Below are 13,500 nucleotides of genomic sequence, written 5' to 3'. Positions count from 1 at the left end.
TTTATATTTTTTATAATAAATCAGTGATTGTTTTCACGATTTTCAATGAATATTCGCAAATTACCACCAGCAAGTCAAGCTTTTAAATATCCTTTACTGATTAAAAGTATCCTTGCTTATTCTACTATGTTAGAGCCTTATAACGAAATTGTTTATAAGGATACTTTGCGATACAATTATTTCGAACTAAACAGAAGAGTACGCAAACAAGCAAATGTTTTTAAAAATTTGGGAATTGATGGTGGAAAAACAATTGCTGTAATCGACTACGATTCTCATCGTTACTTAGAATGTTTTTTTGGCATTCCGATGACAGGAAACGTTTTGCATACTATTAATTGGCGTCTTTCTCCTGCTCAGGTTTTATATACAATCAATCATGCTCAAGATGAAGTAATTATTTGTCATATTGACTTTTTGCCACTTTTGGCTTCAATATTTGATGAAATTACTACAGTGAAAAGTATTATTATTTGCGCTGATAATGGCGAATTTGTTAATAATACTACTTTGCCAATTATTGGTGAATACGAGGCTCTTTTAGCAAAAGCTTCTGATGAATACGATTTTGAAGATTTTGATGAAGATGCAGTAGCGACCACTTTTTATACTACTGGAACCACTGGAAACCCTAAAGGCGTTTATTTTACTCATCGCCAATTGGTATTACATACTTTATCAATTAGTGTAACATTTAGTGCAATTGATGGCGCTTGTCGCTTCAATAATTCAGATGTTTATATGCCACTTACACCAATGTTTCATGTTCACGCATGGGGTTTTCCGTATGTGGCAACTATGTGTAATACCAAACAAGTTTACATAGGTAAGTTTGAGCCCGAAACCGTTTTAAAGTGTTTTGTGAAAGAAAAAGTCACGTTTTCACATTGTGTACCAACAATTTTACAAATGTTTGTCAGCCATCCAGCTACACAACAAATTGATTTGTCTCGTTGGAAAGTTGTAATTGGTGGTTCTGCTTTACCAGAAGCACTAGCTAAAGCGGCTTTACAAAGAGGTGTTGATGTAATTACTGGATACGGTATGTCTGAAACCTGTCCGATTTTATCAACAGTTTATCTCAAGCCAGAAGATGTACAAAATACAGACATAGATTTTCAAGTAAAAGCTCGTACTCGTTCTGGAACTCCTGCAATTTTGGTTGATTTACAATTACTTACAGAAGAGGGGAAAGTAGCAGAGAAAGATGGTGAAACAATTGGGGAGATTACCGCTAGAACACCTTGGTTGACTCAAGGTTACTTTAATGAACCTGAAAAGTCGGAAGAATTGTGGAAAGATGGCTGGTTGCATACTGGTGATGTTGCCACAATGAATCAAAGTAATTCTTTGAAGATTACTGATAGAATAAAGGATGTAATAAAGTCGGGCGGTGAATGGGTGAGTTCTATCGCTTTGGAGAACTTAATAGGTAAACATGAGGCTGTTCAAGAAGTAGCGGTTGTAGGAATTCCAGATATAAAATGGGGAGAACGTCCTCATGCAATGATTATATTAAAAGAAGGAAAAAGTTTAACGAAAGAAACACTCAAAGATTTCCTTCAAAAATATGTGGATGACCAAACAATTACTGCTTGGACAATCCCAAGTTCGGTTGATTTTGCTAAAGCGATTCCGAAAACATCAGTCGGAAAAATCGACAAAAAAGTAATAAGAGCTTCGTTGGCGAACTTAGAAGAGAAAAGTCTTTCATAATGATTTTTATATAAATGCTTGATTACTGAAACCTTGTTCGGATTCCGAGCAAGGTTTTTTGTTTGTATCTTCGCTTTTTCAATGGTTAGCTTAAATTTATACTTGAGTTGTCGAGAATTTTTTCAAGTATTTTGATTATTGTCAAGATATTCAAAACAGAATAACCAACAACGGAAAACGTGTACGAAAAGTACTTAATCTCAATTAATTAAAAGACGATGCAAAATCCTTCCATAAAAAACCGATTATTTCCTGTTTTTCTTAAATTAGAAGAACTAAATGTTTTACTTGTTGGCGGTGGAAATGTTGGTTTAGAAAAACTTTCGGCAATGCTCAACAATAGTCCAGATGCCAAAGTAACCGTTGTTGGCACTTTTATAAGACCAGAATTAAGAGAATACGCCAAAGATTTTCCTCAAGTAATTTTAGAAGAAAGAAATTTCGAAAATAGTGATTTGAACGAAAGAGATTTGGTGATTTTAGCAACCGATAATCCTGACTTACATGCAAGTATTAAGCGAATCACAGCAGAACGCCATATCCTTTGTAATGTTGCGGATACACCAGCGCTTTGTGATTTTTACTTGGGCTCAATCGTACAAAAAGGAGATTTGAAAATTGGAATTTCGACCAATGGAAAATCGCCAACGATGGCTAAAAGAATGCGTGAGTTTTTGGATGATATTATTCCAGATGATATTCAGAATCTATTAGAAAATTTGCGAGAAATTAGAAAATCAATCAAAGGTGATTTTCAGGAAAAAATCAGAGTTTTGAATGAAGTAACCGAAAGTATGATTAATAAAAAATAATCAAAGCCAATGAAAACGCTGAAAATTTTGAAAGCGAGTCAGATAAAAGCATTGGATGCTTTTACGATTCAAAAAGAAGGAATTTCTTCTGTTGATTTAATGGAAAGAGCTTCCGTTGCTTTTATGAATTGGTTTCTTCAAAAGTATTTTCACAATTCAAAATTGTCTGTCAATGTTTTTTGTGGTTTAGGAAATAATGGTGGAGATGGTTTGGCGATTGCCCGTTTATTGATTCAAAAAGGTTTTTCGGTTAATGTTTTTGTTGTTCAGTATGCTGAAAAAACAAGTACTGATTTTGAGATTAATCTTCGCAGGTTACAAGAATTAAAAAAGGTTTTTTTTATTAAAAATGAAGATGACTTTAAAGCTTTTCAACAAATCACAGCAAATGATATTATCATTGATGCCATTTTGGGTGCTGGTATAAATCGGGCTGTTGATGGACTTCTAAAAGCTTTGATTATTCAATTAAATGAATTGAGTGCTGAAAAAATATCGGTTGACATCGCTTCTGGTTTGTTTATGGATGAAGCAAATACAAAAGTAGATGTTATTTTTAAACCGAATTTCACCATTACTTTTCAGTTGCCAAAATTGGCTTTGATACTTCCTCAGAACTATGAGTATGTCGGTGAATGGGAAGTTTTAGATATTGGTTTGAACCAAGAAATGATTTCAGAATTACCTTCTTATTATTTTTATACTCAAGATATTCAACCAATAGCTCGTCCTAAATTTTCTCATAAAGGTACTTTTGGACATACTTTATTGCTTGCAGGTTCAAAAGGAATGATGGGTGCTGCTATTTTATCAGCCAAAGCTTGTCTGCATTCGGGAGTGGGAAAACTTACTTGTCATGTTCCGAACATTGCATTTGAAATCATGCAAATTGCTGTTCCTGAAGCGATGACTTGGACAAGTGCTGACGATTTTGATTTTATTTCAACCGATTTTACGGAGAATGATTTAAGTATTTATCAGTCCATCGCAATCGGGCCGGGCATAGGTACACATCCAGATGTTTTTAAAATGTTGGAAAGTGTAATTTTGTCGGCTCAAGATAAAAAACTGGTAATTGATGCTGATGCCTTAAATCTTTTAGCGACTGAGGAAGGGAAAGATTTATTGAATAAACTACCAAGAAATACAATTTTGACACCTCATCCAAAAGAGTTTCAAAAACTATTGGGGAAAACATGGAAAGACGATTATGAAAAACTGGCTTTACTTCAAACTTTCGCTCAAAAATATCAAATATTTATAGTGTTGAAAGGCTATCAATCCGCAGTTGCAACACCCGAAGGAGGTATTTATTTTAATGCGACAGGCAATGCAGGAATGGCTACGGGTGGAAGTGGAGATGTATTAACTGGAATAATTGCTGCTTTACTGGCTCAAAATTATTCAGCGAAAGAAGCCACTATTTTAGGTGTTTTTAAACATGGAGAAGCAGGAGATTTAGCCGCTGAAACTCGTGGGCAAATGGCAATGATTGCCAGTGACATTATCGAAAATTTGAAATGGTAATTTATTGACTCAATTCATTTTTTGTAAGAATTCCTTTCTGAATAAGTAATTGCTCAAATGCTGGACTAAAATCGTGAATGGTATCAGTATCAGTCAAATAAGGAAGTAAATAATAAGGAATTCTTGAAGCCAATAGTTCTTCACAAGTACTTTTTAAAACGCTATTGCTACTCCAAGATTTGTTTTGAAAAATTGCGGGATAGGGTTTTCGCATTCCTAATAAATAATAGCCACCATCGTTTGCTGGACCAATTACTATTTCATGTGTATCAAGCGCATAAAATGATTTGGTAAGATGCCATAGACTAATGTCTGGACAGTCACTTCCAATAATACTTGCTTTTTTAATATTCTCTTTGCTTAATGTGTAAGTAAAAGCGTTGAGCATTCTTTCTCCTAAATCATTGCCAACTTGCAATTGCTTATCGTACAAAGTATTATCCCAAGCGTCATTGTAATCGATAAAATCGGAATAAAACAATACCTTTTCTCCAGTTAATTGATCAGTAATTGAACGAGTGATTTCAGTAAGCGTTTCATAAATTTTCAAAGCTTTTTCATCTCCTAAATCTTGAGCAATTCTAGTTTTGACTTTTCCTAATACTGCATTTTTAATAAAAATAATTAGTGCACTTTGTTGAGGCATTGTTTGTCGAGATGCGAGTGAATAAATTAATCGTTTCCTTAAATATAGAAGACGAAGAGTAATCTACCAAGAAAAGTTTAGAATAGCTTTGAGAGATTGAGAGATATTTCGATTTATGTAGGAATAGAGTACTTAATTTGATATTTGTGTTTTAACATAAAAAAAATTAATTTAAAGTAAAAATTCAGAAGAATGTCAGACTTAGCTTTACTTTCAAAATTATCAAGTCTTCCTCAATCCCTTAAAATTGAGGTGATGGATTATATCGAATTTTTAGAAAAGAAATATGAGTCGTCAAAAACTCATCCCAAAGCAGGTTGTATGCAAGGAACTTTTAAAATGGAAGATGATTTTGATGAGCCTTTAGATGATTTTAAAGAATATACAGAATGAAACTACTTCTTGACACCCATACCTTTATATGGTTTGTTGAAAATGATTTAAATCTACCCCACAAACTTAAAATCGAAATAGAAAATCCTTCAAATGAAATCTACGTAAGTCTTGTTAGTCTTTGGGAAATTGCTGTAAAAGTGAGCCTAAATAAGCTGTCAATGTCTATTGATATTCCATCTCTTATCAGCAAAATAGAGGCTTGTGGTTTTTTAATACTTCCGATTTTTTCAGAACATATTGTACTTGTATCTTCATTACCATTTCATCATCGTGACCCTTTCGATAGAATGTTAATAGCCCAAACCCTTTGTGAAAAAATTACTATTGTAAGCAAAGATGGCTTTTTTAGTGAATACGGTGTAAAGCTACTTTGGTAAATAGCGTTTTGAAAAATGTATTTTATCACAAAACAATAAAAGCAGACCCAGAGCCTGCCTTTATCGTCAATATTGTTGGAAATATTATTTCAGTACTTGATACACAATAAGCGCTGAAATATAAGCTAAGCCTGTCATGTAAAATAATTGGATGGCTGGGTATTTCCAAGATTTTGTTTCTCGATAAGTAATTGCCAGTGTACTCATACACTGCATGGCAAAAGCATAGAAAATCAATAATGAAAATCCTAATGCAGTATCATACATTGGTTTGCCTGTTTCAGGATTAATTTCTGCTCGCATTCTATTCATTACTGTTGAGTTTTCATCATCTACTTCTCCCCCTAAACTATAAATAGTTGACATCGTACCCACAAATACTTCACGGGCAGCAAAAGAAGTAATCAAGGCAATTCCGATTTTCCAATCATAACCTAAAGGCTTAATAGCAGGCTCTATTACTTTTCCAAATACGCCAGCATAAGAGTTCTCCAATTTCTGAGAAGCAATCTTGTTGTCTAATTCAATACCAGAAAGTGTTGGGTTTTCTGCTTTTACTTTAATTTCTGCTTGTTCTATGGCATCTCCAGGTCCATAACTTGCTAAAACCCACAATACAATTGAAATGGCTACAATAATTTTACCTGCTTCAAATACGAATGCTTTAGTAGAATTTAATATCGTGATAGCAACGTGCGAAAATCTCGGTCCTTTATAAGAAGGTAATTCCATGATGAAATAACTTCTTTCTTGCACTTTTAGCAATAACTTCATAATCCAAGCTGAGAATAAAGCCATGAAGAAACCCAATAAATACAAGGCAAAAAGTGCTACTCCTTGTAAATTGAAAATGCCAAATAATGAGCTTTTTTCTGGAACAACCAAAGCAATCAACACCGTGTAAATCGGCAAACGTGCTGAACAAGACATCAAAGGCGTTACCATGATTGTAATCAATCGGTCTTTCCACGAACTGATACTTCTGGTACTCATAATGGCTGGTACGGCACAAGCGATACCAGAAATTAAAGGCACGACAGATTTTCCACTCAAACCAAATCGACGCATTAGTTTATCCATGATAAACATTACTCTCGACATATAACCTGTTTCTTCCAACATGGAAATAAACAAGAATAAAAAGGCAATTTGTGGTATAAAAATCAACACACCGCCAATGCCCGAAATCAATCCGTCGGTTAATAAATCGGTAAGTTTTGAATTAGGGAGTTCTGTTTTGAGGAATTCGTTTAATGAGGCTACACCACCGTCAATCAAATCCATTGGATAAGTTGCCCAAGTAAAAATTGCTTGGAAAACAATGAACAAAATGCCCAAGAAAATAAAATAACCCCAGAAACGATGTAAGAAAATTTTATCAAGTCTGTCGGTCCAAGTATTGATAGGTTCTTCTTCAACAGGCATTTCGTGTAAACAGTTATCCACAATTTCATTCAATTGTGCATACCTTGCCATGGTTTCTTTTGATTGCGCTTCTTGCGTTTTCCAGCCGTACTTTTCTTGAAGTACATCAAAACCTATTCTTTGTTGCGTATTGAATTGTCTTAAATTATCATGTTCCGAAAGCCAAAGTAAAGCATGGTAATCATCGGTATCGCCATATTTTTCTTTGATTTCTTCTACCAATTCTTTTGAATAAGACATTGGTAGCGAATCATTTGAATTATAGCCAGATTCTAAGGTTTTATTAACTGCCAAACGCAAACCGTTTAATCCGATTCCTTTTTTAGCATTGATTTCAGCAATTTCAACATTCAATTCACGAGATAATTTCACAGAATTAATCACAATTCCTTGCGATTCTGCTACGTCAATCATGTTTAGTGCTAAAACTGTTGGAATTCCTAAGTCACGTACTTGGCTGAAAAGTAGCAAATTACGCTTAAGGTTTGAAGCATCAGCAACAACAATGGCTAAATCTGGATAATCGGGATGTTTTGGATTGGCTAGGATGTTGATAACTACTTGTTCATCCATTGATTTTGGATAAATACTGTAGATGCCGGGTAAATCCAGAATTTCGGCTTCATCCCCAGTTTCTAATTTCCACTTACCAATTAGTTTGTCCATCGTTACCCCAGGAAAATTTCCAGTTTTCTGACGAAGTCCTGTTAGTGAGTTAAATAACGATGATTTCCCAGCGTTTGGATTCCCGATGAGAGCTATTTTTGGAGATTTTTTCAATTTTTTAAATTAATTAACGGCAATTTCTTGAGAGCATCCTTTGTTTAAAGAAGCTTTAAAATTAAGTAATTGAATAACATCAAATGTTGTTTTCACTTGTTAGATAATTTGTTTTCATCAAGAAAATACAAATATCATCAAATTGTACAATTACTTTTTAGGCAACTACAATCGTTGAGGCTTCGTTTAACCTCATAGAAAGTACATAGCCCGAAACTTTTACTGCAATAGGGTCGCCGAAAGGGGCGATGTGCGTCATAGTGACTTGGGTACCGGGTAGGCAACCCATTTCAAGTAATTTCAACGATAAACCTTGGTCTGTGAAATTTACGATAACTCCTCGTTCTCCTATTTTTAAATCTGCAATGGTTTTCATGGGCTTTGTTTTCATCAGTAAAAACTGAATAAATACTCAAATACTATAATCGGAATTGAACAGCTAATCTTTCCTCTTTAAAAATGGATTTATTTAGACTTATTCTAAAACAAATGCAAATTAACAAAGAGTTCCTTCATTAGAAACAATTAATGACTAAAATCATTTTGGAATGTCAAAATATTATTTTGTTTCATGACCAAGCGTTTTGTTTGTGTCGTAACTTTGCAAAAAAATACAGAAAGTAGGCATTTGCTTATTCCCGAGAATGTTTAAAGAGATTAAAGCTTTAATAGAAAAAGAAATTACGCTTGAACTAAGACAGAAATATGCGTTAAACGGCATGTTACTCTATATTGTTAGTACAGTGTATGTTTGTTATTTATCTTTTCGAATGAAAGCCAATCAAATTGATAAAATTACGTGGAATACGCTTTTTTGGATTATTTTATTATTCACTGCGATGAATGCCATTGCTAAAAGTTTTACACAAGAGCGTTACGGAAGGCTTTTGTATTATTATACTTTGGCGAGTCCTGTCGGAATTATTCTTTCAAAAATTGTTTATAATACACTTTTGATGTTAGTGCTGGCTTTGGCAGGTTTTGGAGTATATGCTGTAGTGATGGGAAATCCAGTAGGAGATATGCCTTTGTATTTAGCAAGTATTGTATTGGGTGCAGTTGGTTTTTCGAGTACTCTTACGATGATTGCTGGAATTGCTTCAAAAGCTGAAAATAGTGCTACTTTGATGGCAATCCTTAGCTTTCCAGTTATTCTACCAATGCTTTTGATGTTGTTGAAGATTTCTAAAAATGCTTTGGATGGACTAGATAGAGCCAGTAGCTTGGACGAAGTATTCATGCTCTTGGCAATAGATGCTATTGTACTTGTTTTGAGTGTGATTCTTTTTCCTTTTTTGTGGAGAAGTTAGAGGAGAAGCAAGAGACAAGACTGAAGATTTAAGACTTTAGGATTTTGGACTTTAGGATGAAAGACGCAAGATTCAAGACTTTAGGAGGGTAATAATAAAAAAGGAAAAATAGAAGAAGTAGGATAAAAATTAAGAAACAAACCTTAGAGAATTTAGAAAATAAAAAAATGTGATAATAAGTGAGGGTGTGTAAACTACTAATTACCAATCACTATTTACTAATCACTTGAATCTCAAATAATGAAACAAAACTGGTATAAAATCTTGGCCGTAGTGCTATTGGCTTATGTAGTAATTTGGGGTTTTCTGGGTAGAATACCGAGCCAACCAATACTTCATGAAACTGCTCGTAATCTTTATTTTCATGTACCGATGTGGTTTTCGATGTTCGCCATGCTAAGTGTTTCGGTATGGAATTCAATCCAATATCTTCGTAATCCACTCATTAGTTTTGATGACAAAGCTTCTGAATATGCCAATACGGGCATTGTTTTTGGCATTGTAGGTATTGCAACAGGAAGTGTTTGGGCAAGATATACTTGGGGTACTTGGTGGACTAATGATGTAAAACTAAATGGTGCAGCGATTGGCTTGTTGATTTATTTCGCTTACATTATTCTAAGAGGTTCTTTTACAGATGAACAGCAAAGGGCAAGGATTTCAGCGATTTATAACATCTTTGCGGTTGCCTTGTTGATACCATTATTGATTATTTTACCAAGAATGACCGATTCTCTTCATCCGGGAAATGGAGGAAATCCAGGTTTTAAACCAATGGATACTGAACATACGATGAGAATCGTGTTTTATCCTGCTTGTATCGGCTGGATTTGTTTAGCTTTCTGGATTACCAGCCTTCGTTTAAGAATTAGAAAATTGATAGCATTGAATCAAGATTAGAAATATGAAAAAGACACTTTCGTTAATCATTTGCTTACTTATTTCAGTAAGCCTTTTTGCACAAGATAATGCCGCTGGTGAACCAGAAATGGCTGATAAATTATTTGCTGACGGTAGAATTTATGTAGTAGTAGCAGTTGTTGCAACCATTTTCGCTGGAATCATCGTTTATTTAATAAATCTTGACAGTAAAATTTCTAAGTTAGAAAAACAAATAAGAAAATAGTGGGAAGCTGTGAGCTACGAGCTTTAAGCTTTCAGAAATGAGTAATTCGGAATGTTAGATTTTAGGAATATTAACGAATCACTAACTCACAATTCACTCAATCACTAATTATAAACAAATATGAAAAAGACGCATATCATCGGACTAATTGTGATTGCTATTGCTGTAGCAATCCTTGTTTCAACAGGTACAGAAGCAAGTACTTATGTTGATTTTTCTGTCGCTGAAAACATGGCAAAAACTGGCGACAACGACCAAGTACATGTAGTTGGTAAATTGAAAAAAGATGCAGCTGGAAATATTCAGGATTTAGTCTATAATCCAACACTTGATGCCAACCACTTAGAATTTATGCTAATTGATAACAATGGGCGTGAACAAAAAGTAGTTTATAACGCTCCGAAACCACAAGATATGGGCAGAGCAGAGCAAATGGTTATCATTGGTAACATGGATGGAAATGTTTTCAAATGCGAAAAAATCTTGCTTAAATGTCCTTCAAAATATCAAGATGGTAAAGTAGAGTTTAAAGAAGCAAAACCAGAAAAGCAGTCATAATCTTTATAATTTGTATAGGAAGCTATCCAATATTGTGATAGCTTTTTATTAACGATTTTGGGAAGAATATTTTGGGTTTAAAAATCCGAAATGCTAAATCTGAAATCCCCAATCCCTTTATGTTACATACAACCATCGGAAATATTGGTCACTTGTTTATTATTTTGTCGTTTGTGGCATCATTAATTTCAACATTTGGCTACTTCAAATCGGTACAAACTACTGATTTATTAGAACAAGCTTCTTGGAAACGTTTTTCTCGTTTCGCATTTTATATACACGGAGCCGCTGTTATCGGGATTATTGCCATTTTGTACACCATTATTTACAAGCATTATTTTGAATACCACTATGCTTGGTCTCACTCATCAAAAGCATTACCTGTTTATTACATTATTTCCTGTTTTTGGGAAGGGCAAGAAGGCAGTTTCTTACTTTGGATATTCTGGCATGCCGTTTTAGGAATTGTATTAATCAATACCAATAAACATTGGGAAGCACCAGTAATGGCTATTTTTGGCGCAGTACAAGTGTTTTTATGCTCAATGATTTTGGGAGTAGTATTACCAATAATTGATTTAAAAATTGGCTCATCACCATTTTTATTAATGCGTGAAGCCATGCCAGATTTGCCAGTTTGGGCAATGAAACCTGATTTCGTTCCTGAAGATGGAAATGGGTTGAATCCATTACTTCAAAACTATTGGATGGTTATTCACCCTCCAACCTTATTTTTAGGTTTTGCAACTACTCTAATTCCATTTGCTTATGCCATTGCTGGGCTTTGGAGAAAAGAATTTAGTTCATGGATTCGTCCAGCTTTGCCTTGGGCTTTAGTTTCGGCTTTAGTATTGGGTGTTGGTATTATTATGGGTGGTTATTGGGCTTATGAAACCTTAAACTTTGGTGGATATTGGAACTGGGATCCAGTTGAAAATGCTTCATTTGTACCTTGGTTAGTATTAGTGGCGGCAATTCACTGCATGATTATTTACAAAAATAACGAAGCAGCTTTGCGTACTTCATACATTTTAGTAATTGCTACTTTTGTATTGGTTCTTTACTCTACTTTCTTGAATAGAAGTGGAATTTTAGGAGAAGCGTCTGTACACTCTTTTACTGATTTAGGACTTTCTGGTCAATTATTGATTTACATGTTGTTTTTCTTGTTTGTGGCGATTGTCTTATTGGTAATTCGTTGGAAAGACATTCCTTCAGATGAAAAAGAAGTATCAACCTACAGTCGTGAATTCTGGATTTTTATGGGAGCAACTACCCTTTGCTTGTCGTCCTTCCAGATTATTGCGGCTACTTCACTGCCAGTTTATAATAAAATTGTTGAAGGATTAGGCTTTGTTTCAAAATTAGCGCCACCTGCCGATGCCCCAACTTATTATTCTAAATTTCAATTATGGTTTGGTGTTGGTATCGCCATTTTCTCTGGAATCGGACAATCATTTTGGTGGAGAAAAATCAAAAAAGAAACCCTTAGCAAACATTTATTAACACCACTTTTGTTAAGTTTAATTTTGACTTTCGTAGCGATTTTCTTCACAACAAAATCACAAGTAGGTGATTTCTTCAGTACGCCAACTTATATTACTTTGTTGTTTGCAGGAATCTTCTCAATCATCACGAACGGTACTATTTTACTAGATATTTTCAAAGGAAATTATAAATTATCAGGCGGAGCCGTTACGCACATTGGTGTGGCAATGATGCTTCTGGGCATTTTGTTTTCTTCGGGTTATTCAAAAGTAGTTTCAATCAATAATAGTGGTTTTGCGATTTCTGAAAAAGATGAAGCCTTTACCAAAGACAACGATAAAGAGAATAAAGAAAACGTAATTCTTTGGTTGAATACTCCATCTGAAATGAGTGATTACACACTTACTTACAAAGGAGTAAGAGTAGAAGGAAGAGAATTACCAGAGTTTCTTCATCCAAAACAAGTAGAATTGATTGAAAATGATTTCCACGCAGTAGCTTTGGAAGACATCGTTCAGCAAGGAAAAAAATATTATTCAGCAGGAGATACTTTACCTGTTTTTCCAGAAAATAAATTCTATGAAATTGATTTCAGAGATAAAGAAGGAAAAATAACGACACTTTTCCCTAGATTTCAGATTAATAAAAAAATGGGAAATGCGCCATCTCCAGCCTTAAAACATACCATTGGAGGTGACCTTTATACTTATGTGGCTTTAGCACCAAATTTGGAAGAAAAGGAGTGGAGTAAAACTGAAAACTTTACGGTTGCTTTGAAAGATACTTTCTTCTTGAACGACTATGTAGCTGTGTTAGACCAAGTAAAACGTGTTGATACTTACGAAGGCAAACCTTTAGGACCAAACGATGCCGCAGTTCAAGCTACGATAAAAGTAATGGGTAAAGATTTCAGACCTTACGAAGTAAATCCGATTTTTGTGATTAAAGAAGGTTTGGTAGCCATGCCAGCAATAGAAAATGATGAAATTGGCGTGAGAGCAAAGTTTACCAACATCGACCCTAAAACAGGTCAGTTTGGTTTTGCAATCAACACCACACAAAGAGATTTTATCATCTTGAAAGCCATTCAGAAGCCATTAATCAATTTACTTTGGTTAGGAACTTTGGTATTAATTGTTGGTTTTGTAATGGCAATCATCAGAAGATACAGGGAATTCAAATTGATGAGAGACAAAGGTTTTTAGTCAGTTTTGTTTGAATCAAGCGAAAGCAATTTTCCGAAATTCCGCTGTTTGAGCGCAGCGATTTTCGGAATTTCTTGATTTTCTTTTGCGACCGACGCTTCGGTTACTTTTCTTGTATCAAGACAAGAAAAGTA

At 34.5% G+C, this 13,500-nt stretch carries 13 protein-coding genes; 10 read left to right on the top strand and 3 right to left on the bottom strand.

The annotated features are described in order from the left end of the window. The first annotated feature begins 45 nt into the window (after positions 1–45). The 3 genes from ABID42_RS01005 to ABID42_RS00995 all read left to right on the top strand — a co-directional run bounded on the left by ABID42_RS01005 (position 46) and on the right by ABID42_RS00995 (position 4,055). The gene (locus ABID42_RS01005) at positions 46–1,716 is read left to right on the top strand and encodes a fatty acid--CoA ligase (protein ID WP_367282093.1); all 1,671 of its coding nucleotides are present in this window, start codon (positions 46–48) and stop codon (positions 1,714–1,716) included. Positions 1,717–1,934: 218 nt separating this feature from the next. Continuing rightward, positions 1,935–2,528, top strand: a complete 594-nt coding sequence (locus ABID42_RS01000; protein WP_323256927.1) for a precorrin-2 dehydrogenase/sirohydrochlorin ferrochelatase family protein — start codon at positions 1,935–1,937, stop codon at positions 2,526–2,528. A 9-nt stretch (positions 2,529–2,537) separates the two neighbouring features. Further along, positions 2,538–4,055 carry an NAD(P)H-hydrate dehydratase gene (locus ABID42_RS00995; protein WP_367282092.1) on the top strand — a complete coding sequence of 506 codons (1,518 nt, stop codon included), beginning with the start codon at positions 2,538–2,540 and terminating at the stop codon, positions 4,053–4,055. A gap of 1 nt (position 4,056) precedes the next feature. Here the strand turns inward: ABID42_RS00995 and ABID42_RS00990 are convergent, their stop codons facing one another. Then, positions 4,057–4,701 carry a TIGR04282 family arsenosugar biosynthesis glycosyltransferase gene (locus tag ABID42_RS00990; protein ID WP_367282091.1) on the bottom strand — a complete coding sequence of 215 codons (645 nt, stop codon included), beginning with the start codon at positions 4,699–4,701 and terminating at the stop codon, positions 4,057–4,059. Positions 4,702–4,893: 192 nt separating this feature from the next. On the opposite strand from ABID42_RS00990, the gene vapB reads away from it, so the two are divergent. Together vapB and ABID42_RS00980 are read left to right on the top strand one after the other, a co-directional pair. Further along, complete coding sequence (vapB, locus tag ABID42_RS00985; protein ID WP_367282090.1) at positions 4,894–5,094, top strand: type II toxin-antitoxin system VapB family antitoxin; 201 nt, start codon at positions 4,894–4,896, stop codon at positions 5,092–5,094. Next, positions 5,091–5,474 (top strand): type II toxin-antitoxin system VapC family toxin, encoded by a 384-nt coding sequence (locus ABID42_RS00980; RefSeq protein WP_367282089.1) that lies wholly within the window; start codon positions 5,091–5,093, stop codon positions 5,472–5,474. Before vapB ends, ABID42_RS00980 begins: the two co-directional genes overlap by 4 nt. An 84-nt stretch (positions 5,475–5,558) precedes the next feature. Here the strand turns inward: ABID42_RS00980 and feoB are convergent, their stop codons facing one another. Together feoB and ABID42_RS00970 are read right to left on the bottom strand one after the other, a co-directional pair. Continuing rightward, entirely contained in the window at positions 5,559–7,679 is a 2,121-nt protein-coding gene (gene feoB, locus ABID42_RS00975) for a ferrous iron transport protein B (RefSeq protein WP_367282088.1), read from the bottom strand. Positions 7,680–7,836: 157 nt separating this feature from the next. Further along, a complete protein-coding gene (locus tag ABID42_RS00970; RefSeq protein ID WP_184134924.1) occupies positions 7,837–8,055 on the bottom strand; it encodes a FeoA family protein in 219 nt (72 codons plus the stop codon). A gap of 268 nt (positions 8,056–8,323) precedes the next feature. Here ABID42_RS00970 and ABID42_RS00965 point away from each other — a divergent pair, with 268 nt between their 5' ends. From ABID42_RS00965 to ccsA (ABID42_RS00945), 5 genes are all read left to right on the top strand, one after another. Further along, positions 8,324–8,989, top strand: coding sequence for a heme exporter protein CcmB (locus ABID42_RS00965; protein ID WP_367282087.1), 666 nt, complete (start codon positions 8,324–8,326; stop codon positions 8,987–8,989). 240 nt (positions 8,990–9,229) lie between these two features. Next, complete coding sequence (gene ccsA / locus ABID42_RS00960; RefSeq protein ID WP_367282086.1) at positions 9,230–9,889, top strand: cytochrome c biogenesis protein CcsA; 660 nt, start codon at positions 9,230–9,232, stop codon at positions 9,887–9,889. A 4-nt stretch (positions 9,890–9,893) separates the two neighbouring features. Next, a complete protein-coding gene (locus ABID42_RS00955; protein ID WP_323256914.1) occupies positions 9,894–10,115 on the top strand; it encodes a CcmD family protein in 222 nt (73 codons plus the stop codon). Between the two features lie 120 nt (positions 10,116–10,235). Further along, a complete protein-coding gene (locus tag ABID42_RS00950) occupies positions 10,236–10,673 on the top strand; it encodes a cytochrome c maturation protein CcmE domain-containing protein (protein ID WP_323256912.1) in 438 nt (145 codons plus the stop codon). A 119-nt stretch (positions 10,674–10,792) separates the two neighbouring features. Beyond that, positions 10,793–13,366 (top strand): cytochrome c biogenesis protein CcsA, encoded by a 2,574-nt coding sequence (ccsA, locus tag ABID42_RS00945; RefSeq protein WP_367282085.1) that lies wholly within the window; start codon positions 10,793–10,795, stop codon positions 13,364–13,366. Positions 13,367–13,500: the final 134 nt, after the last annotated feature.

This window comes from Arcicella rosea (genome assembly GCF_040543805.1).
Classification (GTDB): domain Bacteria; phylum Bacteroidota; class Bacteroidia; order Cytophagales; family Spirosomataceae; genus Arcicella; species Arcicella rosea.
The sequence above is the reverse complement of the archived record's forward strand: the minus strand, read 5'-3'. Positions and strand labels throughout refer to the sequence as shown.

Bases quoted from the DNA above. Each gene is read 5' to 3' on its own strand.
- ABID42_RS01005 (WP_367282093.1), top strand. From the start codon at position 46: ATGAATATTCGCAAATTACCACCAGCAAGTCAAGCTTTTAAATATCCT.
- ABID42_RS01000 (WP_323256927.1), top strand. From the start codon at position 1,935: ATGCAAAATCCTTCCATAAAAAACCGATTATTTCCTGTTTTTCTTAAA.
- ABID42_RS00995 (WP_367282092.1), top strand. From the start codon at position 2,538: ATGAAAACGCTGAAAATTTTGAAAGCGAGTCAGATAAAAGCATTGGAT.
- ABID42_RS00990 (WP_367282091.1), bottom strand. From the start codon at position 4,701: ATGCCTCAACAAAGTGCACTAATTATTTTTATTAAAAATGCAGTATTA.
- vapB (WP_367282090.1), top strand. From the start codon at position 4,894: ATGTCAGACTTAGCTTTACTTTCAAAATTATCAAGTCTTCCTCAATCC.
- ABID42_RS00980 (WP_367282089.1), top strand. From the start codon at position 5,091: ATGAAACTACTTCTTGACACCCATACCTTTATATGGTTTGTTGAAAAT.
- ABID42_RS00970 (WP_184134924.1), bottom strand. From the start codon at position 8,055: ATGAAAACCATTGCAGATTTAAAAATAGGAGAACGAGGAGTTATCGTA.
- ABID42_RS00965 (WP_367282087.1), top strand. From the start codon at position 8,324: ATGTTTAAAGAGATTAAAGCTTTAATAGAAAAAGAAATTACGCTTGAA.
- ccsA (WP_367282086.1), top strand. From the start codon at position 9,230: ATGAAACAAAACTGGTATAAAATCTTGGCCGTAGTGCTATTGGCTTAT.
- ABID42_RS00955 (WP_323256914.1), top strand. From the start codon at position 9,894: ATGAAAAAGACACTTTCGTTAATCATTTGCTTACTTATTTCAGTAAGC.
- ABID42_RS00950 (WP_323256912.1), top strand. From the start codon at position 10,236: ATGAAAAAGACGCATATCATCGGACTAATTGTGATTGCTATTGCTGTA.
- ccsA (WP_367282085.1), top strand. From the start codon at position 10,793: ATGTTACATACAACCATCGGAAATATTGGTCACTTGTTTATTATTTTG.